Below are 23,808 nucleotides of genomic sequence, written 5' to 3'. Positions count from 1 at the left end.
GTTTCATGAGCAATCGAGCCAACGACATGCGCCCGATACGTGTCGCACTCTTCTCAGAAATCAACTCGAAGTTCGGTGCCCCGTTTCTGCGCGCCCTCGACAGTAATCCGTCCGTCTCCCTCGTCGGACTCGTCACGACCAAACCCGGCGCGGTCTGCTCGTACTTCCTCGGAGAGGGCTATCAGGTCGACCTCGTGGCCGAGGCCAGGTCCCGACGGATTCCTGTCCTACGGCCCACGGACGTGAACTCCGACGAATCCGTCCAGGCGATCAGAGAACTGGCTGCCGACTACTTCATCGTGATGAACTACCAGCAGATCCTGCATGAGGAGCTCATCGGCGTCCCGGCTGTCGCGCCCATCAACTTTCACACCAGTCTGCTTCCCAAGTACGCAGGACTGGCGCCCCATTTCTGGATGGCCAAGTACGGTGAACGGGACACGGGCGTCACCGCGCACCTCATCTCACCCCGTATCGACGCCGGCCCTGTGATCGCGCAGCGGGCCATCACCATGACGGGCGACGAGACCGCTCTCGGCATACGCCGGATCCACGAACGCGCCTGCCTGCGGCTGCTGCACGAACTCATCCCTCAGCTGTGCACACGCGAGATCGACGCCACCGACCAGGACCTCAGGTGGCGGCGTTATTTCGGAAGGCCCCAGGAACGGGACTACTGGATCAACTTCACCCACTCGCGGTGTCAGGTACTACGCACCATTCGGGCCGGGTACCGGCACCCCGGGGCCTACGCTCTCACCCGTGACGGGCGCGCCGTGACGGTGCTGTCGGCCGACGAGCTCGGCGTCGTCGTGGACCCGGCGGCCGTGCCGGGCAGAGTCGTCATGACCTCGGGCGAGATGTGCGTCAGGGCACGCGACGGCTGGCTGCGCATCCTCACCGTCGACATGGACGGCCAGGAGCGGCCGCCGCAGGGCGTGCCGTCCGACTTCCTCACGACGTTCAGGCCGCGCGCGACAGGCATCGGGACGCCGTGACGACTTCACCGCGCTGATCCGCCTGGCTCATCACGTCTCACGTGATCGACGATCCGGTCAGTAAGCCGAGTTGACGTTGTCGATGGAGCCGTAGACATGGGCGGCGTAGTTGCAGGCGGCGACGATGTTGGCGACCGGGTCGTAGATGTCATCGGACGTTCCGTCGACGTGGTACTGCTGGAACGTCGGGTCGATCACCTGCATGAGCCCTTTGGAAGGGTGGCCCGCCTGTGCGTTGGAGTCCCACGTGTTGATCGCGCCCGGATCACCGGACGACTCACGCATGAGATTACTGCAAATCCCGTCGTAGCTGCCCGGGATGCCGTTGGCCTGCATGACCTGAAGCGCCTGGTTGATCCACGTGTCCACGGAACCGGGGCACGTGCCCATGGAGCCGGGGTCGGAGTCGGCGGAGGCAAGCGGCGCGGCACCGGCCAATGCGGCCAGCACGGCCGCGGTGGTCACGGCGAGGCGCAGGGAGCACTTGCGGTTCTTGGCCATGCGGCCGAGCTTCGACACAAGGGCAAACGACATGGGTGGATCACTTCCGTAGAACCGATGGGAATGATGAGCCGTACGCTCATATCCCATTCGCGGTGCTTCGGGGCGATCCGTGTATCCACTGCCGCGCCGGTATCGAGGAGGAAGGCTCGTCCCCTCATCGCCCCACGCGTCCGTCCACCGGACGGACAGCCCCGGTCGGGCGGTGACGGCCATCGTCGCGCAGGCCTGGGCCAGTGGGGCCGGCCCGAGACGCGTACAGGGCGGGAAGTGACGCTGATGGGGTGTCAGCCTGCCGAGCCTTTCGACGCCACACTCGGGTCGTCGTCCTCCAAGACCTCGTCAGGGTCGACACCCGCGTATCGGGCCAGTGCCAGTACGTCGTGGCCCTGGAGCAGTGGAAGGGCCTCGGTGATGCGCTCGTCGCTCCAGTTCCACCAGGCGATGCGCCACAGGAGCCTACGCCGGAGCGGGTCGAAGCGGTGCCGGACGGTCTTGTTGTGGCCCACCACAACGCTGTAGGGCGCGACATCCTTGGAAACGACGGCCCGTGCTCCGATGACGGCTCCGGTGCCGATGGTTGGCCCCGGCATGACGAGTGCCTCGTAGCCGATCCACACCTCGTGGCCGACCACAGTGTCGCCCACCGGCTCCCAGGCGTTCCTGGCACGTGATTGCCGCCGAGCAGGAAGGCCGCCCCGGAGGCGAACCGGCAGAAGTTGCCGATCCGTACGCGGTCGGTGGGAATGCCGATGTACTCGTCCCGGTCTGAGAACGCGTAACGGACACGCTGCGCGAAGCTCTCACGGTGGTGGTAGCCGCTGTCGCTGGCAATTCGGCGATGAGTCGTCGGGGAGCACCGAGGCGTCCATCGGAGGATTCGCAGGAGGTCCGATGAGTGGGCTGACCGGTGGATGCTCACCCCTCGCTCCGGTGAGCGATGGTGCGGCCCGTGAAGATCGCAGCATCGATAATGGTGGGCCTCGTCGCCGCACTGCACCTCTACTTCCTTGTCCTGGAGATGTTCCTGTGGCAGAAGCCCAAAGGGCGCGAACTGTCAGGCCTGGACATCCACATGGCCCGAGCGACCGCACCTCTCGCAGCCAACCAAGGCCTGTACAACGGATTCCTGGCGGCAGGGCTCCTGTGGGGGCTGGCCGAGCCGAACCCGGCAGGACTTCATTTCACGGTGTTCTTCCTGCTGTGCGCCATGATCGCCGGACTGTACGGGGCCGTCACCGTCAGCCGACGCATCCTCTGGGTCCAGTTCGCGCCGGCCGCCGTAGCGCTTGCGCTGGCCCTCGCAGTCGACTGACCGCCCCCGCCGACCTGGCCGGTCAGGCCGGAATTCCCGCAAACACCGCGCTGGCGGAGGGCGCGAGCTGGGTGTGACCTCGACTGCCGAGGCGCTCACGCTGCGCCCGGCGCGTGTCACGGCTCTCGTGCCGGCCTGGACGCGTCTGCCGGACGTGTGATCCCGGTCGCCATTGCTGCCGGAGCGGTAGTGACGCGTTCCACCGATCGGGGGAGGTGAGTACGTCCTCGATGGGGGACATACGGATGACCCCCTGCTTCCCGGCCTTCTCGTTCATTGGATCTGTAGGTGTGGATTCGTCCGTAGAAGGCAGGAAACGTGACTTTCCTCCAGTGTGCCCGGGCCGGAAGCCGGAACGGAGGCCGGAACGGGAGGCGGCTCTGGTCGGCGCTCATGCCCACGGGGGACGCGTCCGGCGGCTACCGGCAGCTGCTGCGCACCCCTGGGGCCTGGAGGTTCCTGCTGCCCGGATTCGCCGCCCGGCAGCCCTACGGAATGCTGACGACCAGCATCGTCCTGCTCGTCCAGCACACCGCTGGCTCCTACGGCCGCGCCGGCGCGGCAGCCGCGTTCACCGGTGTCTCCATGGCGCTCTTCGCGCCGCAGAGCGGCAAGCTCGCCGACCGCTTCGGCCAGCGAGCGGTCCTGGTGCCCGGAGTCGTCATACACGCGATGTCCGGCGCCGCGTTGGCCCTGGTCGCACTGGCGCACGCACCCGCGTGGGCGCTGTTCGCCGCCGCCGCTTCGACCGGCGCGTCCCTCCCGCAGATCGGGCCGATGGTGCGGGCCCGCTGGGCGGCGATCCTGAACGGCGGTCCCCGAGGCGCAGGCGTCACTGGCCGTGCGGGCGGAGGGTCCGGCGAGGGTCCGGATCTGATGCCGACGGCCGCCGCCTTCGAGTCCGTCACCGACGAGCTCACGTTCGCCGCAGGGCCGGTCCTGGCCACCGCCCTGTGCATGGCTGTCCACGCGGCCGCCGGCCTGGTCGCCGAGGCGGCCCTGACGCTTGTCGGCGGCCTCCTGTTCGCGGCCCAGGGCCGCACACAGCCCCCGTTCCGCCGCCCCGACGGCGTGCAGGGAGGGACGGAACGCACCAGCGCCCTGTCCGTGCCAGGAGTGCGGGTCCTGGCGGTCGCCTTCCTGGGCATCGGCTGCGTCTTCGGTGGCATGCAGGTCTCCCTGACGGCGTTCACCGAGCAGATCGGCCGACCAGGCCTGGTGGGACCGCTGTACGGGCTCCTCGCCGCGGGCAACATGCTGGCCGGTATCGCCATGGGCGCCACCACCTGGAGGGCCGGGCCGCGACCGCGCATGCTCGTCGGGTACACGGCCCTGACCCTCGCCACCTGCCTGCTGTGGACGGCGCACTCCGTGCTGCTGCTCGGCACGCTCGGCCTGGTCGTCGGCCTGTGTATCGCGCCCGCGCTGATCACCGGCTACACCCTGGTCGAACCGCTGGTGCCGCCCTCGTCCCGGACCGAGGCCTTCACCTTGCTGTCCGGCATGATCGCACTCGGGCACGCGGGTGCCGTCACGATCGCCGGGCAGCTGGCCGACCTGCACGGGCCGGATGCCGGTTTCCTCCTCCCGTCGGCGGGCACCGCACTGGCCCTGGTCACCCTGCTGGCGCTTCGGTCGTGCCTGGTACCCGGCGCGCGCAGCCGTACGGTCGCCCGCGGTACCGGTCCCGCGGTGCCCCTGCCCGCGAACTGACCTCGCCGTCACGGACCGGGCTCGGCCGCGGATGCGGGCCCGGCACCCGCGTTCCGGCCCGCGGCTGAGGCGGCGGCCGCCGCGGCGGCCCGGGCGTAGCGGCGCGGAGGCATGCCCTCCCACCGGTGGAAAGCCCGCACCAGGCTCGTCACATCGCTGTACCCGAGCCTTCGTGCGATCTCACCGAGGGTACGGCCGCCGTCACCCACCCATCGCACGGCGAGCCGGTGGCGGGCCTCGTCCAGCAGGAGCCGCCAGGAGGTGCCGTCCTCCCGCAGGGCCCGGCGCAGGCCGCGTCCGCTCATGTGCAGGGCTCCGGCCAGGTCGTCGGGGCGGACGGTGGCCAGGTCCTGCCTGCTCAGCCACGCGGCGGCACGGTGGCTGACCGGCAGGCGGCGGTGCAGGGGCGGCCCGGCCAGGATCCCGTCGGCGTAGGCCCGGTACATCCCCAGGAGGGCCGGGTCGCCGTAGGGGAGCGGGGCGTCCATCTGTCCGAGCGTCCACTCCATGCGGTTCTCCGAGGCCCCGAAGGTCACCGGTGCGCCCAGCGCCGCCTCCCACGGCCCTGTCCCCTGCTCGGGCGCGGGATGGGTGAAGGTGATGCGCGTGGCCTGCCAGCCGTCGGGGCTCAGCCACCGCGCCGCGGTGACGATTCCGGCGATGACGGCCTCGGTCTGCTGGATGTCGGCATCGCCGGGCGGGGTGAATCTGCGGTACGTCAGGACCGCGCGGTCGGCGTGCCGGGTGAACGACAGCCGGCCGGCGTCGCTGACCATGGGGTGGTAGCGCACGGTCAGCTGCGCGGCGTCCTGGAGGGTGGGGCTTGCCAGCAGGGCGTGACCGAGGACGTGGTACGCGCCCGGGCGCAGTCGGCCGCCGACCTGGAGCCCGAAACAGCGGTCGCCGATCGTGTCGATGGCCAGGTCCCACATGCGGCGGACGGCGCTGGAGGGGATACGTTCCAGCACATCGAGACCGCCGTGCTGAAGCCCCGCACCGCTCAGCAGCCGGACGGGGTCCGCGCCCCGGTCCGCCGCGGCCTCAACCACGGTGCGCACATAGCGCGTCGACACGCTCGTCTCTGGTCGGTCGGACACGGCCGCGAGTGAACCGCCGCCCGACGCGAGATGTCAACGGTCTGGCCACCGCGGCCAATGACAGCGCCCGGCGGCCTCCGTACCGTCGCACCGTGTCACGACGCGACCGTGACGACGACGAAGACGACGAAGACGACACCTGGGGCGGGAGCAGCCGTGGTCAGTGAGGGGCGTCGGCGGAAGTTCTGGGGCTGGGGCTACGAGGACGAACAGCCCGCCCCGGAGGAGACCAGGAAGATCGCTGAACAGGCGCGCGGCGTACTCGGATTCGGCGCCGAGCACATCCACGCACCCGCCCGCCTCGCCGACCTCGAACTGCCCCCCGCCAGACGGCTCGTACCGCCCTCGCGCCTGGCCGGCATCTGCCATGACGACGTCTACGAGCGGGCCACGCACGCCATGGGAAAGTCGTACAAGGACGTGGTGCGCGGATTCCACGGCGAGATACCCCATCCCCCCGACCTCGTCGCCTTCCCCCGTGACGAGGACGACATCGCGCGGCTGCTGGAGTGGTGCTCGCGCGAGAGCGTCGCGGTCATCCCGTTCGGCGGCGGCACCAGTGTGGTGGGCGGCGTGGAGCCACTGGTCGGCGACGCCTACCGGGGCACGCTCTCCCTCGACCTGCGCAGGCTCACCGGCGTCGTCGAGGTAGACCCGGCCTCGCGGGCGGCCCGCATCCGGGCCGGGACGCCGCTGCCCGACGCGGACGCCCCACTGCGCCCGCACGGCCTGAGCCTGCGCCACTTCCCCCAGTCCTACGCCTTCGCCACGGTCGGCGGCAGCCTCGTCACCCGGGCGGGCGGCCACTACGCCACCGGCGGCACCCGCATCGACGACTTCGTCGAGTCCCTACGGGCCATCACGCCCACCGGCGTCTGGGAGAGCCGCCGACTGCCCGGATCGGGGGCCGGTCCGAGCCCGGACAGGCTGCTGCTGGGCTCCGAGGGCGTCCTCGGCGTCGTCACCGAGGCATGGCTGCGCCTGCAGGACCGGCCCGTCCACCGGGCTTCGCAGGCCGTGCGGTTCCGCACCTTCCTCGACGGGGCGAAGGCCGTTCGCACCCTTGTGCAGCTTGGTCTGCGCCCCGCCAACTGCCGACTGCTCGACGGCGGGGAAGCGGCCCTGAGCGGGGCCGGCGACGGCACGAGCGCCGTGCTCCTGCTGGGTTTCGAGTCCGCCCACTTCCCGCAGGGCGGCGAGCTGGAGCAGGCCCTGCGGTGCTGCCGCGACCTCGGCGGAACGCCGGTCGGGACACCGCGCGTACGGGGCCCACAGGGTACGCCGCCCCAGGGTGGTGGGCCGGAACAGCGCTGGCGCGACGGTTTCCTGGCCGCCCCGTACCTGCGGGACGCGCTCGTGGCAGCCGGGATCCTCGTGGAGACGTTCGAGACCGCCATCACCTGGGACCGCTTTCCCGACTTCACCACCGGCATCACCCGCGCCGCGCGGGACGCGGCCGCCGACGTGTGCGGCGCCGCGGCCGTCAACTGCCGTCTCACCCATGTCTATCCCGACGGAGCCGCCCTCTACGTGACCGTCCTCGCACCCGCCCGGCGCGGTAGCGAGACAGCCCAGTGGGACGCGGTGAAGAGCACGGTCTGCGAACTCCTCCTCGACCACGGCGGCACCATCACCCACCACCATGCCGTGGGCCGCGAGCACCGCCCCTGGTACGACCGCCAGCGCCCCGACGCCTTCGCCGCGGCCCTCGGCGCCGCCAAGCGAGCCCTTGACCCGCGGGCGATCCTCAACCCCGGTGTGCTGCTCGACGCCTTCACACCGCCGACAACGGACTGACAGCCGGGCTCACGACTCCCACCATCCCGTCCCGCGTCCGGCCGACGCCGCCGGGCCGTCACCAGAAAGGGCAGGCGCCTGATGTCCGACGCCCACCTCATCCCGCGCATCGACAGACCCGCACCCGTGGCCACCGCTGCCACGGGCCGCCTACGCCCGTCACGCCGCCCCGCCCGGCATGCGGTGCGAGCCGCCGTGGCGGCCCTGTTCGCCGTACTGCTGGTGTTCGTATCCGGCAACACGGCCTGGGCGAGCGGTCGGCACAGCGAGGGGCTCGGCGCCGTCTCCCACCCCGACTGGATGGCCGCGCTGCCCGACACGGCACGGCTGGCCGACCTCTCGATCCCCGGCACGCACGACACCATGGCCCGTGACGTCACCTTCGTGGCGGAGACCCAGAAGAGCCCGCTGCCCGAGCAACTGGGCGCCGGTATCAGAGCACTCGACATCCGCGCACGGCACTTCAAGGACCACTTCACGATCCACCACGGCGTGGTCTATCTGAACGCCAACTTCACCGACGTCCTGCGCCAGACGACCGACTTCCTCAAGGCTCACCCCCGCGAAGCGGTGCTGATGCGGCTCAAGCAGGAGCACACCCCGGAAGGCAACACCCGTTCCTTCGCCCAGACACTGAGGTGGTACCTGGAGCAGAACCCGGAAACGGCCCCGCTCGCCCGGGACCACCTGTGGCGGCCGACCGACGGCGACCAGCAGGCTCCCACCCTCGGTGAGGTCCGTGGAAAGTTCGTCATCCTGCAGCAGTTCGACGGCGAGGGCACCGACTTCGGGCTGAGCTACTACAGTCCCGCCCTGAACATCCAGGACGCCTACGACGTGCCCACCATGTTCCACATCAAGGGAAAGTGGGACAAGGCCAGAGGACATCTGGAAGAAGCCGCCGGCAGCAACCCGCAGACGCTCTACGTCACCTTCCTCAGCGGCGTCGGTCCCGGTGCCTATCCGCACGCGGTGGCCGCAGGGGCCCTGTGGTTCACCGGAGTCAACCACTACGCCCTGCACTGGCTGGAGTCACGCGACATGAGACGGACCGGAGTGGTGATGATGGACTACCCGGGCCCGGATCTCGTCACCACGGTCCTGCGCTACAACGCGCAGGCACACCTCGGACAGCCTCTGACCCTCTGAGGCCGGGCCCGAGCCGGGCGAAGAGCGCCGGGGAGCCTCGTCATGTCGGCGACCCCGGGGCTGCCCCGCCCGGCTCGGACACGATGGCGCAGCACAGCAGGCCGAGCAGAAGCATGGCCACGGGGAGGGCGAGTGCGGCTCCAGGCCCGACATGGCTGCGCGAGCCAGGGGCCTGGAAACGAGGCCGAGCCCGATCCCGGAGAGCAGCAGCGACGGCATCAGGCACCACAGGCTGAGCCCGGGCCGCCGCAGCAACGTCAGAGAGCCGACTCCGGCCACCAGGACTCCGAAACCCATGGCTGCCAGCCGCCGCGGGCGGACAGAGTCCGTCCGTCCACCGGCGCCGCCGCCTGATCGATGCCGCCGCCGCGCGTCCGGCCGAGGTGGCTCAGCGCCGGCCGTCGACCTATTCGTAGCGGTCCAGCTCGTGCAGCAGCCTGCGGAGGAGGGCTCGCGTCCTGCCGACCTCCTCGGAGTCGAGTGCCGAGAAGAGTTCGGCGTGCACGGCCGAGGCGCGTTGCGTGAGGGCGGCGAGCACTTCGTGGCCACGAGGGGTGAGCGTCAGCAGCGGGGAGCCCCGGTGGTCGGGGTTGGCCTCGTAGGTGGCATGTCCCAGGTTCACGAGGTCGTTGGCGACGCGCTGGACGTTCTGGCGACTGACTCCCAGGCGGCGGGCGGCCTGCGGCACGGTGAGGGCCGTTTCGGAGACCACGCTCAGGACCTGCCAGCGGGCCTGGGTGAGCCCTTCGGCCTGTGCGGTGTGCTCGCCCAGGCGGCGCAGGGCGCCCGCGGCCTCGAACACGTCGGCCACGAGCAGGGCCATTTCACCGGACATCGATCCGCTCCCGTTGACAACACATTGTCTGTATGTGAATGTGTTGTCATCATACCCAAGAAATCCCGGACGAGGAGCAGCGCAGTCATGCCCAGGGTCGATTTGTACAGGAATGTTCACATGGGGCAACGGGAGCGGCTCTTCGCTCTCGCCGTCGATGTCGGCGCCGCCGACATCGCGCAGCCGGACTGTGCCGAGCGCATCGCGGAGGGCTGCCTGGCCATGACGCGGGAGCTCCGTGAGCACGCCGACCACGAGGACGCCTACATCCACCCGCTGCTGCGGGAGAAGGCGGCCGAAGCCGCCGAGGCGATGGACGCCGAGCACCTGCGCCTCGATGCGGCGCTCACCGCGTTCGACGAGCGGGCACGCCGGCTGCCGAAGACCCCGGCCGACTCGCTGCCCGAGGCACGACACGGCCTCTACCTGGCCGTGAACGAGCTGATCAGCGCCTACCTCGCCCACCTGCATGCGGAGGAGACGGTGGCGATGCCCGCCCTGTGGCAGGCGTGCAGTGATGCCGAACTCGCTGCCGTCTTCGGCGCCTTCAAGGCATCCCGCACCCCGGAGGAGAGCCTTGCCGACCTCCGCCGCATGCTGCCGTCCCTCCCGCCCGCCGACCGTGCGGCCATCGTGCGGGCCACGCTCGCCGCCGTACCGGACGACGAGGCAGGAGCCACTCTCGCGGCCCTCTCCACGACACTCGGCCCTCGCCCGCGCAGCCGGCTCTACGAGGATCTCGGAGTGCCGGAGCAAGTCCTCCGAACAGTGGAGCCGCCCACAGCCGCGGAACCGTACGGCAGCGGTACAGACCGGTAGGCGTAGTACGAGGGACCCTGAAGCACCAGGCGGCCCTCTGAGGGCCGCGGTGACACCCGAGTTGGAGAGGACCCCCGGCATGATCCGTATGGGCAGGAGGCATCTTGCTGCAACGACCGCCATGGCTGTCTGTGCTTTGGGTGCGGGCATGACGGGTTGCCCGCCTGCGGCCGCGGCGCCGGTCGGCCAGGACAAGATCACCTACCAGGCGTTCACCGAGGCCGACGAGGCGGGAGCGACATGCGATGTAACAGCCATGAAGGTGAATGAGACCTGCTGGCTGCACGTCCAGGTACCCGTGAAGTCCAGTACGACGGACAGCAACCGAAAGGTCTTCATGGAGATGTACTTCCCGGAGATCGACAAGTGGGAGGCCGACGGCACCTCGGCGACCGTGGACAAGGAAGGGCACGCCTGGCTTCCTCTGGCCTTCGGCAGGGCCGGCGATTTCGAAACGCAGGTGGCGTACAGGGCAGGAAACAATGATGTGTCTTACAAGTCGGATCCCATATTCACTCGCGTCACCGACTGACGAGGGGCCTTCACCCGTGCGGACACCGGCAGGCCGTGGGCGGCCCGACCGGACATGAATGAGTCAATGGGGAGTGCGGGGGCGGGTCGGCCCGCCCCCGCACTCCTTGTCGGATCGGCCGGGAATCAGTCAGGGTTCGCGGCGTGCCGACAATGGGGCGACCGGACAGGTGGATCAGCCGGCCGACCGCTCAGGGACACTCGTCCTGATCCGCCACTTCGTCACGGGCAGTTGGCGGTGACAGTTACTCGCCACGGGCCCATGACGACGTGCTCCGAGTGGATGTTCACGACCACGCAGGCGGGGTCGTGCGCCACCATTCGAGCCATGGCGGCATCCTCGGCCATGGACTGCGTCGGACCACTGCCATGGAAGTGCAGATAGGAAGCGGGAGCTGTGACTGAAGCGCCCGGCTGCGCCGGGGCGGCCATCGCTGAACCGCCGGCGACAGCGACAATTCCGACTGCGACCGAAGCCACAACACCCAGACGTGTACGCAAGAGTCTGTTTCCCTTCGTGTGGGGTGCTGCCAGGACTTGTTGAACGAGTTCCTGGCATTGCATGGCACCCGATGCTTTCTCCGAGCCCGACAGGGCCCGCGAGTGACCGACGATCACTCGCGAGTGACTCTTCCATGAACTCAGCGCATTGCAGCGGCAGTTAACTCACCGCAGTCTCACGGATAGGGTTCCGTCAACGGATTGGCGCACGCCTTCAGCTCGGCGCACGAGAACGCCCTTGAAGGGGATTCCTGCCGCGGCGTTGGAGTCCCAGTCGTTGATGGCTTTGGGATTGCCGCTCGACTCGCGCAGGATACCGTTGTAGCTGGCCGCCTGGTGTTCCCGCCGGTGCTTGCCGGTCTTCTCTGCGACCACGTGGGCGGTGAGGGACCCGTGCGGTGCTGGTCGAGTTGTGCGGCGCGGCAGTCATGTGAGGCGTCCTTCGCGCAGAGGCGGCCTGCACCGTCCCGGCGGCTGACGGGTGTCCCGTGGTGGCCAGGACACCGAGCCCGGCGACGACGCCAGTGGCGATCGTGGCGGCCTTGATCCGCCGCCTGCGGCCGATGAGCGCGGCAATCCGCTCGCGCATGCGCCCGAGGCGGGCCTGTGAGCCAGGATCGGCGACCGGGAACCTCTGGGGGCCGCAGTGGTCGGCCGCCGGTGCTGTTTCGTGGAACGGGCCGACGGTGGAGGACCAAGGGAGGACACCGCTCGCGCCGCTCGCCGCCCGTGGCGAGGCCGCGAGGAGGTCGGCTTGCGACGGCCTGCCGGAGTATCCGCCTTCGCTTCCCCGGCGGTCTGTCCGGAACGCGTGTCGTGCGTACGGGCGTCCGCGCGCCTAGGCTCGCTGCGTGCTGCGCATCATCGACGCCCGGACCGGCGAACCCGTCGACGCGTCCACGACCCGCCGGGGACTGACCTGTGTCGAGGCCCACGTGCCCGCCCTCGACCCCACCGCCCTGCGCGTCCTGCTGGTCGCCGACGTGCTGGTCCGCGCCCTGGAACTGGGCAACACGCCGGTCCTCGGGGTGCTGTCCGGCGACCGGGACCGGGCGGAACTCCGGACGGCCGCCGCGGCCCTCGGCATCCGGCCCTTCGAGGACCGCCACGACGCCGGGGCCGGGCTCGGTGAGCGGCAGGTCATCCATGTGGTGGAGGAGGGCGGGGCGAAGCCGGACGGGGTGCGCGTCGCGGTGGCGCCGGTGTCGGACGGCCGGGGGACGCCGGTGGGCGACGATCCGGCCGTGTTCCGTCTGGCGCTCCTCTCCCGGCACCGCAGCGATCCCGTGCGGCTCGACGACACGGCCCTGGGCGAGGCTCGCGACACGCTCGCCCGCTGGCGGCGGGCCGTCGCCGACTGGGCGCGGCATCCGTCGCGGCCGGTCCCCGACGAGGTGCGCGGACAGCTCCGCACCGCCTGGGAGGACGACCTGGACGTGCCCTCGGTGCTGCGCGTCCTGCGCCGGGTGGAGAGCGAACCGGACCTGCCGCACGGCGCCCGCTTCGAGACGTACGCCTACGCGGACCGGCTGCTCGGCCTCGACCTGACCCGCGACCTCGGAGCCCCGGCATGATCTCGCGCGCGGGATCGGGCCCGCTGCGCCGCCTGGTCGTGCTACGGCACGCCAAGTCCGCCCGGCCGCCCGGCGTCGCCGACCACGAGCGCCCGCTCGCACCCCGCGGCCGCCGGGACGCACCGGCCGCCGGCCGCGCGCTCGCCGAGGCCGACTGCCTGCCGGACCTCGCCCTGTGCTCCACCGCCGTACGCGCCCGCCAGACCTGGCAACTGGCGTCCGCCCAGTGGGGCACCCCGCCGCCGGTACGGCACGACCCACGGCTGTACGCGGCCGACGTACCCGACCTGCTGGCCGCCGTGCAGGCCGTCCCGCCCGAGATCCGGACACTGCTCCTCGTCGGACACAACCCCGGACTTGAGGAGCTGGTCCTCGCGCTCGCCGGGGACGGCCTCGGTGACACGCTGGACCGGGTGCGGGTGAAGTTCCCCACCTCGGCGATCGCCGTGCTGGCCTGGTACGGGAGCGGGTGGGACGCGCTGCGGCCCGGGGTGGCGCTGCTGACGGACGTGCTGGTGCCCAGGGGGAAGAAGAAGTAGGGAGGGCTCTTGGCAGGGCGGGCCCCAGGGGAGCGGCTTCGCCCGCCGGGGGCACGCGCGCGTAGCGCATAGGCTGGTCCGATGCAGGACGAGTACCGCACGGTCGCCCGCGCGGGCGTGCACGAAACCGAGGTCAACCGCTCGCGCTTCCTGTGCGCCCTCGCCCCGGCCGCCACCGAGCAGGAGGCCCAGGACTTCGTCGCCGCCGTGCGCAAGGAGCACGCCGATGCCACGCACAACTGCTGGGCGTACGTCATCGGCGCCGACGCCGCGATCCAGAAGGCGAGCGACGACGGCGAACCCGGCGGCACCGCCGGCGTCCCCATGCTGCAGATGCTGCTGCGCCGCGACATGCGGTACGTCGTCGCCGTCGTCACCCGCCACTACGGCGGGGTCAAGCTCGGCGCGGGCGGGCTCATCAGGGCGTACGGCGGGGCGGTCGGCGAGGCGCTCGACGCCCTCGGCACCCTCACCCGGCGCCGCTTCCGGCTGGCCACGGTGACCGTCGACCACCAGCGCGCGGGCAAGGTCCAGAACGACCTGCGCGCCACTGGGCGCGAGGTGCGGGACGTGCGCTACGGGGAGGCGGTCACGATCGAGGTGGGGCTTCCGGACGCCGACGTGGACGCCTTTCGGGCATGGCTCGCGGACATCACCGCGGGGACGGCGGGACTGGAGTTGGGTGGGGAGGCGTACGGGGACGTCTAGTTCGGGGGATTTCCGTAGTGAGTGGGGTTAAACGCCCGTAACGGACATGGCCGGAGCCGGTCAGACGGGGTGATACGGGAGTAACCGCCCGTGGTGTCAGACCTGGCCGTTAGTCTCGGGGATCATGAGACTGCTGCACACTTCCGACTGGCATCTCGGCCGGGCGTTCCACCGGGTGAGCCTGCTCGGCGCCCAGGCCGAGTTCATCGGCCACCTCGTCACGACCGTGCGCGAGCGCGACGTCGACGCGGTGGTCGTGTCGGGGGATGTGTACGACCGGGCGGTGCCGCCGCTGGCCGCGGTGGAGCTGTTCGACGACGCCCTGCACCGGCTCGCCGACCTCGGTGTGCCGACGGTGATGATCTCCGGGAACCACGACTCGGCCCGCCGCCTCGGGGTCGGCGCCGGGCTGATCGGGCGGGCGGGCATCCATCTGCGCACCGAGCCGTCGGCGTGCGGCACCCCGGTGGTGCTTCAGGACGCGTTCGGCGACGTGGCGTTCTACGGGCTGCCGTATCTCGAACCCGCCCTGGTGAAGGATGAGTTCGGGGTGGGCAAGGCGGGCCACGAGGCGGTGCTCGCCGCCGCCATGGAGCGGGTCCGGGCCGACCTCGCGGCACGCGCGCGTGGCACCCGGTCCGTCGTCCTCGCGCACGCCTTCGTCACCGGCGGCCAGGCCAGCGACAGCGAGCGCGACATCACCGTCGGCGGGGTCGCGGCGGTGCCGTCCGGTGTCTTCGACGGCGTGGACTATGTGGCGCTCGGGCATCTGCACGGCTGCCAGACCCTCACCGAGCGCGTGCGGTACTCCGGTTCCCCGCTGGCGTACTCCTTCTCGGAGGCCGGGCACCGCAAGAGCATGTGGCTCGTCGACCTCGACGCCCAGGGGTCCGTCACCGCCGAGCGCGTCGACTGCCCGGTGCCGCGGCCGCTGGCCCGGATCAGGGGGCCGCTGGAGGAGCTGCTCGCCGATCCGGCGCTCGCGCGGCACGAGGAGGCGTGGGTCGAGGCGGCCCTCACCGACCCGGTCCGCCCGGCCGATCCCATGGCCCGCCTCACCGAGCGTTTCCCGCACACCCTCAGTCTCGTCTTCGCCCCCGAGCGGGCCCCCGACGAGCCCGAGGCGTCGTACGCCGGCCGTCTCGCGGACCGCAGTGACCAGCAGATCGCCGAGGACTTCGTGGCGCATGTGCGCGGGGCGGGGCCCGACGAGCACGAACAGGCCGTGCTGCGGGACGCGTTCGACGCCGTGCGCGCGGACGAGACCCTGCGGGAGGTGGCCCGGTGAGGCTGCACCGGCTCGACATCACCGCCTTCGGCCCCTTCGGCGGCACCCAGAGCGTCGACTTCGACGAACTCTCCGCCGCCGGACTCTTCCTGCTGCACGGACCGACCGGCGCGGGCAAGACGTCCGTCCTGGACGCCGTGTGCTACGCCCTCTACGGCTCCGTACCGGGCGCCCGGCACAGCGGCCAGGGCACCGCCCTGCGCAGCGACCACGCCGCACCCGGCACGCGCACGTCGGTGACGCTCGAACTGACCGTCGCCGGACGCCGGTTGGAGATCACCCGCCAGCCGCCCTGGGAACGCCCCAAGAAGCGCGGCACGGGCACCACGCTCGACAAGGCCCAGACGTGGCTGCGCGAGTACGACGCCGGTGCCTGGAAGGACCTCAGCCGCTCCCACCAGGAGATCGGCGAGGAGATCACGCAGCTGCTCGGCATGAGCCGGGAGCAGTTCTGCCAGGTGGTCCTGCTGCCGCAGGGCGACTTCGCGCGCTTCCTGCGCGCCGACGCCGAGGCCCGCGGCCGGCTGCTGGGCCGCCTCTTCGACACCCACCGGTTCGCGGAGGTCGAGAAGCGGCTCGCCGAGCGCCGCCGCGCCACCGAGGCGGGCGTGCGCGACGGGGACGCGGAACTGCTGGCCGACGCCCACCGCATGCAGCAGGCGGCGGGCGGCGCGATGGAGCTGCCCGAGCTGGCGCCCGGCGATCCGGGGCTGGCCGAGGCCGTGCTGACCGCCGCCGCCGTCGCCCGCAGCACCGCGCGGGAACAGCTGACGGTGGCCCGGTGCGGGCTCGCCGCCGCAGAGTCCGCCCAGGTCGCGGCCGACCGGGCGCTGGACGACGTACGCGAAGTGGCCCGCCTGCAGCGGCGGTTCGCGGAGGCGCGGGAGCGGGCCCGGCTGCTGGAGGAGCGGGGGGACGCCCATCGGGCGGACCGGCAACGCATGGAGCGGGCCCGGAAGGCCGAGGCGGTCGCGCCCGCGCTGGAGCTGCGGGAGTCGGCCGACGCCGAGCACCGCGCGGCGGCCGCGGCGGAGGCACGCGCGCGTGCCGCGCTGCCGGAGAGCTTCGCCGAGGCGGGCGCGGCCGGGCTCGCGGCCGCCGCGCGCCGGACCGCCGAGGAGCTGGGCGGACTGGAGTCCGCCCGCCGGGCCGAGCGGCGGCTGGCCGACGTCCGCGCGGAGCGCGCCGACCTGGACCGGCAGGAGCGCGCCGACGAGGAGATCCTGCACGAGGCCGAGGTCTGGCTCGCCGGGTGGGAGACGACCCGGGCCGGGCTCCAGGGCCGTATCGACGCCGCCCAGGAGGCCGCCTCCCGGGCCGAGCAGCTCGCCGTGCGCCGTGAGCCGGTGCAGAAGCGGCTCGGCGCCGCACGGATGCGCGACCAGCTGGCCGGGGACACCGAGGCCGCCCAGCAGCGGGCCCTCGCCTCGGGCGAGCGCGCGCTCCAGGCGCGTGCGCACTGGCTCGACCTGAAGGAACAGCGCCTCAACGGCATCGCCGCCGAACTCGCCGCGGGACTCCAGGACGGCGAGCCCTGCGCCGTCTGCGGCGCCACCGAACACCCCGCCCCCGCGCGGAAGGTCGCCGGGCACGTCGACCGGGAGGCCGAGGAGCGCGCACTCGCCGCCTACCAGCGCGCGGAGGAGACGCACGCCGAGGACGAGCGCCGTCTGGGCGTCGTACGCGAGGCGCTGGCCGCCGCGACCGCCGAGGCGGGCGACACTCCGACCGGCCAACTCGTCGAAGAAGCCGAGGAGTTGGAGCGGCTGCACGCGCAGGCCCGGCGGGCGGCGTCCGGGCTGCATGCCGCGCGCGAGGAGCTGCGCCGGGCCGAGCAGGAGCACGAGCGCAGGACCGCCGCACGTCGGGAGGCCGAGCTGAGGGCGGCGTCCCGGCTGGCCCGCCGGGATGCCCTGGACCGGGAGAGGATCTCCCTGGAAGGGGAGTTGGCGCAGGCGCGGGGCTCCTCCGGGAGCGTGGCCGCGCGGGCCGCCGAACTGGAGGACCGGGTCGCGCGGCTCACCGAGGCCGCCGAGGCCGCACGGCACGCCGAGGACACCGCCCAGCGCCTCAAGGACGCCGACGCCCGCCTCGCCGACGCCGCCTTCCGCGCCGGTTTCGACACCCCGCAGGCCGCGGCCGCCGCCCTGCTGGACGCCGCCGCCCATCGTGAGCTGCAACGACGGCTCGACGCGCGGCAGGCCGAGGAGGCCGCCGTACGGGCCGTCCTCGCCGAGGCCGACACCGCGGCAGCCGCCCAGCAGCCGCCCACCGATCTCGCCGCCGCCGAGGAGGCCGCCGCGGTGGCGGACCAGCGGGTGCGCGACGCCGCCTCCGCGTGCGACGCCGCCGCCCGCCGCTGTGCCGAACTCGACCGGCTGTCCGCGCGGGCCGCCGCCGGGGTACGACGGCTGGGGCCGCTGCGCGAGGAGTACGACCGGGTGGCCCGGCTGGCCGCGCTCGCGGCCGGCACCTCCGCCGAGAACGAACGCCGGATGCGGCTGGAGTCGTACGTCCTCGCGGCCCGTCTGGAGCAGGTGGCGGCCGCCGCGACCGTACGGCTGCAACGGATGTCGTCGGGCCGCTACACCCTCGTCCACTCCGACGACCGGTCCGGACGGGGGCGCAGTGGCCTCGGGCTGCACGTCGTCGACGCCTGGACCGGGCGGGAGCGGGACACCTCGACGCTGTCGGGCGGCGAGACGTTCTTCGCCTCGCTCGCCCTCGCCCTCGGCCTCGCGGACGTCGTCACGGACGAGGCGGGCGGGGTGCGGCTGGACACGCTGTTCATCGACGAGGGGTTCGGCAGCCTGGACGACCAGACGCTGGACGAGGTGCTGGACGTGCTCGACTCACTGCGCGAACGGGACCGGAGTGTGGGCATCGTCAGCCATGTCGCCGATCTGCGGCGGCGCATCCATGCGCAGTTGGAGGTGGTGAAAGGGAGGTCGGGGTCGGTGCTGCGGCAGCGCGGCGCCGGTCATTGACCGACAGGCCGTCGGGGCAGGGGCGAGGAGTACACGATGCTCGTGGTCACCGAGCCGAGCGCGCCGATCCTGCCCGACACCTCTTCCAGATGCCGCATCGAGCGCGCGGTGACCTTGATGACGAAGCAGTCGTCGCCCGTCACATGGTGCGCCTCCAGGATCTCCGGCGTCGCGGCGACGAGATCGTGGAACGGCTTGTAGTTCCCGGTCGGATAGCGCAGGCGGACGAACGCGAGGATCGGCAGCCCCAGCCGCTCGGGGTCCACGACGGCGGCGTACCCCTGGATGACGCCCGCCTCCTCCAGCCGCCGCACCCGCTCGGTGACCGCGCTCGCGGACATCGAGACGGCACGCGCCAGCTCGGCGAAGCTGGCCCGGCCCTCCCGCTGGAGGACGTCGAGGATGCGCCAGTCGGTGGCGTCCGGGGAAAACGTGGTCATGGGCGATGAATAGCAGGGAAATCACCGGCTCATCAAGGGGATGGCCGGGAATTTCCCCTTCAGGAGGGGGACCATCAGCCCTAGGTTTTCGGCCATGACCTCGAAGACCTCGAACACCGCCGTCAACCCGGTCCTGCGCGCCGCCCCCGCGCCTTCCGCCGAGGCCGCCGCCTACTTCCGCGCGAGCCTCGCCTTCCACACCGACGTCTCCGATGTCGCCGCCGCGCTCGCGGCCGACGGCGATCCCGGGTTCGTCGTCGTGGACTCCCGCTCGACCGAGTCCTGGGACCAGGGCCACCTCCCCGGCGCGATCCACCTCCCCACCGCGCTCATCCCCGAGCAGGCCGAGCAACTCCTCGACAAGTCGGTGCCGGTGGTGACGTACTGCTGGGGCCCCGGCTGCAACGGCGCCACCCGTGCCGCGCTCGCCCTCGCCGAACTCGGCTACCAGGTCAAGGAGATGCTCGGCGGGTTCGAGTACTGGGCGCGCGAGGGTTTCGAGTACGAGACCTGGCACGGGCCTGCGCGGCGGGACGCCGATCCGCTGACGGCGCCGGAAGACGCGGCGGACTGCGGCTGCTGACGGCGGGTCCGCGTTCGGCGGTGTGAAAACCGCGTGCGTCCCGCTTCCTCGTCGCCCATCATGATCCACCATGCCTCACGTGCCGCATCCCTCGCCCGAAGACCTCCGCCGCGACCCCCTGCCGCTGCGCGGCCGTACCGCCCTGGTCACCGGGGCCAGCCGGCGCGGTGGCATCGGGCATGCCGTGGCCCGGCGGCTCGTCGCGTACGGGGCGAGCGTCCATCTGCACCACCATGTGCCGCACGACGCCGCCATGCCCTGGGGCGCCGACCGGATCGAGGACGTCGTCGCCTCCGTGCGAGCGGCCACCGGTGCCCCCCAGGCGCGCGTCGTCGCCGGGCCCGGTGACCTCGCCGATCCGGCCGCGCCCGCCGAGCTGATCACCACTGCCGTCGCGGCGCTCGGCGGACGGCTGGACATCCTCGTCGCCAACCACGCCCTCAGCGGATCCGACGGGCCGCTCGACGCGATCGACGCCGACATGCTCGACGCGCACTGGGCGGTCGACACCCGGTCGGTGCTGCTCCTGATCCAGGCCTATGCCCGGCAACCGGACCGGCCCCGGGGAGGGCGCGTGGTGATGATGACGTCGGGACAGGACATCGCGGGAGGTATGCCGGGAGAGATGCCTACGCCCTCCAGAAGGGCGCGCTCGCCTCGATCACCCGCTCGCTGGCGACGACGCTCGCCGAGCAGGGGATCACGGTGAACACCGTCAATCCGGGCCCCGTCGACACGGACTACATGACCGGCGAGGACTACGCGGCCATCGCCGCGCGTTTCCCCGCCGGGCGGTGGGGCATGCCCGACGACCCGGCCCGCCTCATCGCCTGGCTCGCGACGGACGAGGCGGACTGGGGCACCGGTCAGGTGATCAACTCGGAGGGCGGCTTCCGGCGTTGACGTGATCGTCAGAGCCGGGACAGCTCGTCCACCAGGTCGTCCAGGCCCAGGGAGCCCTGGGAGAGGGCGGCCATGTGCCAGGCCTTGAGGTCGAAGGCGTCGCCGTGCCGCTCGCGGGCGTTCTCCCGGCCCAGCAGCCAGGCGCGTTCGCCCAGCTTGTAGCCGATCGCCTGGCCGGGAATCGTGAGGTAGCGGGTCAGCTCGCTCTCCACGAAGTCCGCCGGGCGGCTGCTGTGCGCGCCGAAGAACTCCTGCGCCAGCTCGGGGGTCCAGCGCTCACCCGGGTGGAAGGGCGAGTCCGCCGGGATCTCCAGCTCCAGGTGCATACCGATGTCGACGATGACCCGGGCGGCCCGCATCATCTGCGCGTCGAGGTAGCCGAGCCGATGCTCCGGGTCGGTGAGGAAGCCCAGCTCGTCCATCAGACGCTCCGCGTACAGCGCCCAGCCCTCGGCGTTGGCGCTGACGCCGCCGATGGTGGCCTGGTAGCGGGAGAGGTCGGCGGCCACGTGCGTCCACTGCGCGAGCTGGAGGTGATGGCCGGGGACGCCCTCGTGGTACCAGGTCGACACCAGGTCGTAGACGGGGAAGCGGGTCTGGCCCATCGTCGGCAGCCAGGTGCGGCCCGGGCGGGAGAAGTCCTCCGACGGGGGCGTGTAGTAGGGGGCGGCGGCGCTGCCGGGCGGGGCGATGCGGGACTCCACCTTCCGGACCCGCGCGGCGAGGTCGAAGTGGGTGCCGTCCAGCGCCTCGATCGCCTGGTCCATCAGGCCCTGCAGCCACTGCCTGACCTCGTCGACGCCCTCGATGTGCTTGCCGTGCTCGTCGAGGTGGGCGAGCGCCACCCACGGCGTCTCGGCGCCCGGCAGGATCTTCTCGGCCTCCCGCCTCATCTCGCCGAGGATGCGGTGGAACTCCGCCCAGCCGTACGCGTACGCCTCGTCCAGGTCGAGGTCGGTGCCGTTGAAGTAGCGCGACCAGCGGGCGTACCGCTCCCGGCCCACCGTGTTCGGCGCGTCCTCGACCGTCGGCGCGTACACATCGCGCATCCAGTCCCGCAGCTCCACCACGGCCGTGGTCGCGCCGCGGGCGGCCTCGTCCAGCTCCGCGCGCAGCGCCTCGGGACCGGCCGAGGCGAAGTCCTCGAACCAGCCGCGTCCGTTGCCGTCGGTGTCCGCCCACTCACCGAGCTGGTGGATGAACGTCGCCGTCGGGCGCGGGCCCGCGTACAGCTTGCGCTCCAGACCCCGCGCGAGGGAGTCACGGTAGCCCGCCAGCGTGGTCGGCACCGCCCGCAGCCGCTGAGCGATCGCGGCCCAGTCCTCCTCGGTCTCCGCGGGCGTCACGGTGAACACCTCGCGTACCGGATGCACGATCGTGCCCAGATTGCCGACCGAGCGAAGCCCCTCCTCGGCGTCGTGCACGGCCAGTTCGGCGGTGAGCCGCTCGCGCAGCAGGCGCGCGCACCGGCGCTCGATGTCACTGTCCGCGCCGGGCACGCGCTCGGCCTCGTCGAGCTTCGCCAGGGTCGCCCGCGCCAACTCGGCGCGCGCCTCCTGGCCCGCGGGCGAGATGTCGGGCAGGCGGCTCGAACTCTCCTGCACGCCGAGATAGGTACCGGTGACCGGGTCGAGGGCGATGAGCTCGTCGACGTAGGCGTCGGCGACCTCTCGGGGTAGCGGGCTCTTGGTGTCAGACATGCGGACCATCCTCATACGAGGGGCCACGGTGCGTCACCCGGATTGAGCCGAGGGCGAAGGCGGCAGCAGGGGACCGCAGTCCCACCGCTGGAAGATCAACCGGGTCTCCACGCGGGCCACTTCACGCCGGGCCGTGAACTCGTCCAGCACCAGCCGTTGCAGATCGGCCATGTCCGCGACCGCGACATGCACCAGGTAGTCGTCGGGGCCGGTGAGGTGGAAGACGGTCAGGGACTCCGGCAGCGCCCGGATCCGCTCCACGAACGGCCCCACCAGCTCCCGCCGATGCGGTCTGACCTGCACGGACAACAGGGCCTGCAACCCGCGTCCCAACTTGGCCGGATCCAGTCGCAGCTGATGCCCGAGGATCACGCCCGCGCGACGGAGCCGGGTCACCCGGTCCAGGCAGGTCGACGGCGCCACGCCCACCTGCGCGGCGAGGTCGCGGTAGGTCGTCCGGGCGTCGTTCTGCAACAGCCGCAGCAGATCGAGATCCACCGGATCGAGTACGACAGATTCGGCCACTGGCCGAACGTAGCACGGTCTCGGCTCGCTGTGACCCGGTCAGTGTTCACTCTTCGGGGCATGGACTCCGTGACCAGGGGCGTCTACGACGACGTACGTCCCCCATCGATCGCAGCGAGAGCACTGGCCACCGAAGCCGTGCACGCCGGGCGTGACGATCTCGCCCGGCAGGGCCTGCACACCCCGCCCATCGATCTGTCCACCACCTACCCCTCGTACGACAGCCGGGCCGAGGCCGCCCGTATCGACGCCTTCGCCACCACCGGCGCCGAACCGGACGGCCCGCCCGTCTACGCCCGGCTGGGCAACCCGACCGTCGCCCGTTTCGAGACCGCCCTCGCCCGCCTCGAAGGCACCGAGTCCGCCGTCGCCTTTGCCAGCGGCATGGCCGCGTTGAGCGCGGTCCTTCTCGTACGGGCCTCCCTGGGCCTGCGCCATGTCGTGGCGGTACGGCCGCTGTACGGCTGCAGCGACCACCTCCTCACCGCCGGGCTGCTCGGCTCGGAGGTGACCTGGACCGACCCGGCCGGTATCGCGGACGCGCTGCGCCCCGACACCGGGCTCGTCCTGGTGGAGTCCCCGGCGAACCCGACCCTCGCCGAACTCGATCTACGGGCCGCCGCGCACGCCTGCGGCTCGGTACCGCTGCTCGTGGACAACACCTTCGCCACCCCCGTACTCCAGCGCCCCGCCGAACAGGGCGCGCGACTGGTGCTGCACAGCGCCACCAAGTACCTCGGCGGGCACGGTGACGTACTGGCCGGAGTCGTCGCCTGCGACGAGGAGTTCGCGGGGCGGTTGCGGCAGGTGCGGTTCGCCACGGGAGGGGTGCTGCATCCGCTGGCCGGCTATCTGCTGCTGCGCGGTCTTTCGACCCTGCCGGTGCGGGTGCGGGCGGCGTCCGCGAACGCCGCCGAACTCGTCCGCCGTCTCGCCGCCGACCCGCGCGTGGCCCGCGTCCACTACCCGAGCATCGGCGGCGCGATGATCGCCTTCGAGGTGCACGGCGACCCGCACGAGGTCATCGCCGGTGTCCGTCTGATCACCCCCGCCGTGAGCCTCGGCAGCGTCGACACCCTCATCCAGCACCCGGCGTCCATCAGCCACCGCATCGTGGACGCGGACGAGCGCCGGGGCGCCGGGGTCGGCGACCGGCTGCTCAGGCTGTCGGTGGGGCTGGAGGACGTCGAGGACCTCTGGGCCGATCTGGACCGTGCGCTGGGGGAGCCGGTGCAGCCACGGGCGACGGCCGGGGCGCGGCGCGCCTGACCCGCGGGACGCCGTCGGGCGGCCCGGCCTCCATCA

21 protein-coding genes and 2 pseudogenes are annotated in these 23,808 nt (G+C 71.9%); 15 read left to right on the top strand and 8 right to left on the bottom strand.

The annotated features are described in order from the left end of the window. Window positions 1–5: 5 nt before the first annotated feature. Window positions 6–998 (top strand): methionyl-tRNA formyltransferase, encoded by a 993-nt coding sequence (locus KWI83_RS13060; protein ID WP_218514490.1) that lies wholly within the window; start codon window positions 6–8, stop codon window positions 996–998. A gap of 57 nt (window positions 999–1,055) precedes the next feature. Here KWI83_RS13060 and KWI83_RS38465 read toward each other — a convergent pair. Together KWI83_RS38465 and KWI83_RS13050 are read right to left on the bottom strand one after the other, a co-directional pair. After that, window positions 1,056–1,364, bottom strand: a pseudogene (locus tag KWI83_RS38465) (transglycosylase SLT domain-containing protein); the annotation flags it as partial. 422 nt (window positions 1,365–1,786) lie between these two features. Then, window positions 1,787–2,146, bottom strand: coding sequence for a hypothetical protein (locus KWI83_RS13050; protein ID WP_218514488.1), 360 nt, complete (start codon window positions 2,144–2,146; stop codon window positions 1,787–1,789). Window positions 2,147–2,451: 305 nt separating this feature from the next. Between KWI83_RS13050 and KWI83_RS13045 the strand changes: the two genes are divergently transcribed. Together KWI83_RS13045 and KWI83_RS13040 are read left to right on the top strand one after the other, a co-directional pair. Next, window positions 2,452–2,814 carry a DUF1304 domain-containing protein gene (locus tag KWI83_RS13045; RefSeq protein ID WP_218514487.1) on the top strand — a complete coding sequence of 121 codons (363 nt, stop codon included), beginning with the start codon at window positions 2,452–2,454 and terminating at the stop codon, window positions 2,812–2,814. A gap of 393 nt (window positions 2,815–3,207) precedes the next feature. Then, window positions 3,208–4,527, top strand: coding sequence for an MFS transporter (locus KWI83_RS13040; protein WP_218514486.1), 1,320 nt, complete (start codon window positions 3,208–3,210; stop codon window positions 4,525–4,527). Between the two features lie 8 nt (window positions 4,528–4,535). Here KWI83_RS13040 and KWI83_RS39955 read toward each other — a convergent pair whose 3' ends face one another. Further along, window positions 4,536–5,624: an AraC family transcriptional regulator gene (locus KWI83_RS39955; RefSeq protein WP_218514485.1), complete on the bottom strand. Its 1,089-nt coding sequence runs from the start codon at window positions 5,622–5,624 to the stop codon at window positions 4,536–4,538. Window positions 5,625–5,780: 156 nt separating this feature from the next. Here KWI83_RS39955 and KWI83_RS13030 point away from each other — a divergent pair, with 156 nt between their 5' ends. Next, window positions 5,781–7,421, top strand: coding sequence for an FAD-binding oxidoreductase (locus KWI83_RS13030; RefSeq protein WP_218514542.1), 1,641 nt, complete (start codon window positions 5,781–5,783; stop codon window positions 7,419–7,421). 81 nt (window positions 7,422–7,502) lie between these two features. After that, on the top strand, window positions 7,503–8,570 hold the full coding sequence (locus KWI83_RS13025) for a phosphatidylinositol-specific phospholipase C (RefSeq protein ID WP_218514484.1): 1,068 nt from the start codon (window positions 7,503–7,505) through the stop codon (window positions 8,568–8,570). 406 nt (window positions 8,571–8,976) lie between these two features. Here the strand turns inward: KWI83_RS13025 and KWI83_RS13020 are convergent, their stop codons facing one another. After that, window positions 8,977–9,405 (bottom strand): MarR family winged helix-turn-helix transcriptional regulator, encoded by a 429-nt coding sequence (locus tag KWI83_RS13020; protein ID WP_218514483.1) that lies wholly within the window; start codon window positions 9,403–9,405, stop codon window positions 8,977–8,979. 87 nt (window positions 9,406–9,492) lie between these two features. On the opposite strand from KWI83_RS13020, the gene KWI83_RS13015 reads away from it, so the two are divergent. Continuing rightward, entirely contained in the window at window positions 9,493–10,224 is a 732-nt protein-coding gene (locus KWI83_RS13015) for a hemerythrin domain-containing protein (RefSeq protein WP_218514482.1), read from the top strand. Between the two features lie 79 nt (window positions 10,225–10,303). Continuing rightward, window positions 10,304–10,756, top strand: a complete 453-nt coding sequence (locus KWI83_RS13010) for a hypothetical protein (protein WP_218514481.1) — start codon at window positions 10,304–10,306, stop codon at window positions 10,754–10,756. A 665-nt stretch (window positions 10,757–11,421) separates the two neighbouring features. Here the strand turns inward: KWI83_RS13010 and KWI83_RS13005 are convergent. After that, window positions 11,422–11,631 carry a hypothetical protein gene (locus KWI83_RS13005; protein ID WP_218514544.1) on the bottom strand — a complete coding sequence of 70 codons (210 nt, stop codon included), beginning with the start codon at window positions 11,629–11,631 and terminating at the stop codon, window positions 11,422–11,424. Window positions 11,632–12,107: 476 nt separating this feature from the next. Between KWI83_RS13005 and KWI83_RS13000 the strand changes: the two genes are divergently transcribed. The 5 genes from KWI83_RS13000 to KWI83_RS12980 all read left to right on the top strand — a co-directional run bounded on the left by KWI83_RS13000 (window position 12,108) and on the right by KWI83_RS12980 (window position 18,352). Further along, window positions 12,108–12,830 (top strand): hypothetical protein, encoded by a 723-nt coding sequence (locus KWI83_RS13000; protein WP_218514480.1) that lies wholly within the window; start codon window positions 12,108–12,110, stop codon window positions 12,828–12,830. Next, window positions 12,827–13,369, top strand: coding sequence for a histidine phosphatase family protein (locus KWI83_RS12995; protein WP_218514479.1), 543 nt, complete (start codon window positions 12,827–12,829; stop codon window positions 13,367–13,369). The genes KWI83_RS13000 and KWI83_RS12995 overlap by 4 nt, the downstream gene beginning before the upstream one ends. 81 nt (window positions 13,370–13,450) lie before the next feature. Next, window positions 13,451–14,077 (top strand): YigZ family protein, encoded by a 627-nt coding sequence (locus KWI83_RS12990; RefSeq protein ID WP_218514478.1) that lies wholly within the window; start codon window positions 13,451–13,453, stop codon window positions 14,075–14,077. A 124-nt stretch (window positions 14,078–14,201) separates the two neighbouring features. Next, window positions 14,202–15,365, top strand: coding sequence for an exonuclease SbcCD subunit D (locus KWI83_RS12985; RefSeq protein WP_218514477.1), 1,164 nt, complete (start codon window positions 14,202–14,204; stop codon window positions 15,363–15,365). Further along, entirely contained in the window at window positions 15,362–18,352 is a 2,991-nt protein-coding gene (locus KWI83_RS12980; protein ID WP_218514476.1) for an AAA family ATPase, read from the top strand. The genes KWI83_RS12985 and KWI83_RS12980 overlap by 4 nt, the downstream gene beginning before the upstream one ends. Here KWI83_RS12980 and KWI83_RS12975 read toward each other — a convergent pair. Beyond that, complete coding sequence (locus tag KWI83_RS12975) at window positions 18,346–18,792, bottom strand: Lrp/AsnC family transcriptional regulator (protein ID WP_218514475.1); 447 nt, start codon at window positions 18,790–18,792, stop codon at window positions 18,346–18,348. The genes KWI83_RS12980 and KWI83_RS12975 overlap by 7 nt on opposite strands. 94 nt (window positions 18,793–18,886) lie before the next feature. Here KWI83_RS12975 and KWI83_RS12970 point away from each other — a divergent pair, with 94 nt between their 5' ends. Further along, complete coding sequence (locus tag KWI83_RS12970) at window positions 18,887–19,375, top strand: rhodanese-like domain-containing protein (protein ID WP_218514474.1); 489 nt, start codon at window positions 18,887–18,889, stop codon at window positions 19,373–19,375. Window positions 19,376–19,445: 70 nt separating this feature from the next. Beyond that, a pseudogene (locus tag KWI83_RS12965) lies at window positions 19,446–20,278 on the top strand (SDR family oxidoreductase). An 8-nt stretch (window positions 20,279–20,286) separates the two neighbouring features. On the opposite strand, the gene KWI83_RS12960 reads toward KWI83_RS12965, so the two are convergent. Continuing rightward, a complete protein-coding gene (locus KWI83_RS12960; RefSeq protein WP_218514473.1) occupies window positions 20,287–21,978 on the bottom strand; it encodes a DUF885 domain-containing protein in 1,692 nt (563 codons plus the stop codon). A gap of 33 nt (window positions 21,979–22,011) precedes the next feature. Then, window positions 22,012–22,503 (bottom strand): Lrp/AsnC family transcriptional regulator, encoded by a 492-nt coding sequence (locus tag KWI83_RS12955; protein WP_218514472.1) that lies wholly within the window; start codon window positions 22,501–22,503, stop codon window positions 22,012–22,014. 60 nt (window positions 22,504–22,563) lie between these two features. Here KWI83_RS12955 and KWI83_RS12950 point away from each other — a divergent pair, with 60 nt between their 5' ends. Then, window positions 22,564–23,772, top strand: a complete 1,209-nt coding sequence (locus KWI83_RS12950; RefSeq protein ID WP_218514471.1) for a PLP-dependent aspartate aminotransferase family protein — start codon at window positions 22,564–22,566, stop codon at window positions 23,770–23,772. Window positions 23,773–23,808: the final 36 nt, after the last annotated feature.

The sequence above is a fragment of the Streptomyces sp. TRM70350 genome, from assembly GCF_019219825.1.
GTDB lineage: Bacteria > Actinomycetota > Actinomycetes > Streptomycetales > Streptomycetaceae > Streptomyces.
Note: the sequence above shows the minus strand (reverse complement) of the source record. Positions and strands in the feature narration are given on the sequence as shown.

What these genes read in the sequence shown, in the direction of transcription:
- KWI83_RS13060 (WP_218514490.1), top strand. Translation starts at nt 6, where the DNA reads ATGAGCAATCGAGCCAACGACATGCGCCCGATACGTGTCGCACTCTTC.
- KWI83_RS13040 (WP_218514486.1), top strand. Translation starts at nt 3,208, where the DNA reads ATGCCCACGGGGGACGCGTCCGGCGGCTACCGGCAGCTGCTGCGCACC.
- KWI83_RS13025 (WP_218514484.1), top strand. Translation starts at nt 7,503, where the DNA reads ATGTCCGACGCCCACCTCATCCCGCGCATCGACAGACCCGCACCCGTG.
- KWI83_RS13020 (WP_218514483.1), bottom strand. Translation starts at nt 9,405, where the DNA reads ATGTCCGGTGAAATGGCCCTGCTCGTGGCCGACGTGTTCGAGGCCGCG.
- KWI83_RS13015 (WP_218514482.1), top strand. Translation starts at nt 9,493, where the DNA reads ATGCCCAGGGTCGATTTGTACAGGAATGTTCACATGGGGCAACGGGAG.
- KWI83_RS13010 (WP_218514481.1), top strand. Translation starts at nt 10,304, where the DNA reads ATGATCCGTATGGGCAGGAGGCATCTTGCTGCAACGACCGCCATGGCT.
- KWI83_RS12995 (WP_218514479.1), top strand. Translation starts at nt 12,827, where the DNA reads ATGATCTCGCGCGCGGGATCGGGCCCGCTGCGCCGCCTGGTCGTGCTA.
- KWI83_RS12990 (WP_218514478.1), top strand. Translation starts at nt 13,451, where the DNA reads ATGCAGGACGAGTACCGCACGGTCGCCCGCGCGGGCGTGCACGAAACC.
- KWI83_RS12985 (WP_218514477.1), top strand. Translation starts at nt 14,202, where the DNA reads ATGAGACTGCTGCACACTTCCGACTGGCATCTCGGCCGGGCGTTCCAC.
- KWI83_RS12975 (WP_218514475.1), bottom strand. Translation starts at nt 18,792, where the DNA reads ATGACCACGTTTTCCCCGGACGCCACCGACTGGCGCATCCTCGACGTC.
- KWI83_RS12970 (WP_218514474.1), top strand. Translation starts at nt 18,887, where the DNA reads ATGACCTCGAAGACCTCGAACACCGCCGTCAACCCGGTCCTGCGCGCC.
- KWI83_RS12960 (WP_218514473.1), bottom strand. Translation starts at nt 21,978, where the DNA reads ATGTCTGACACCAAGAGCCCGCTACCCCGAGAGGTCGCCGACGCCTAC.
- KWI83_RS12950 (WP_218514471.1), top strand. Translation starts at nt 22,564, where the DNA reads ATGGACTCCGTGACCAGGGGCGTCTACGACGACGTACGTCCCCCATCG.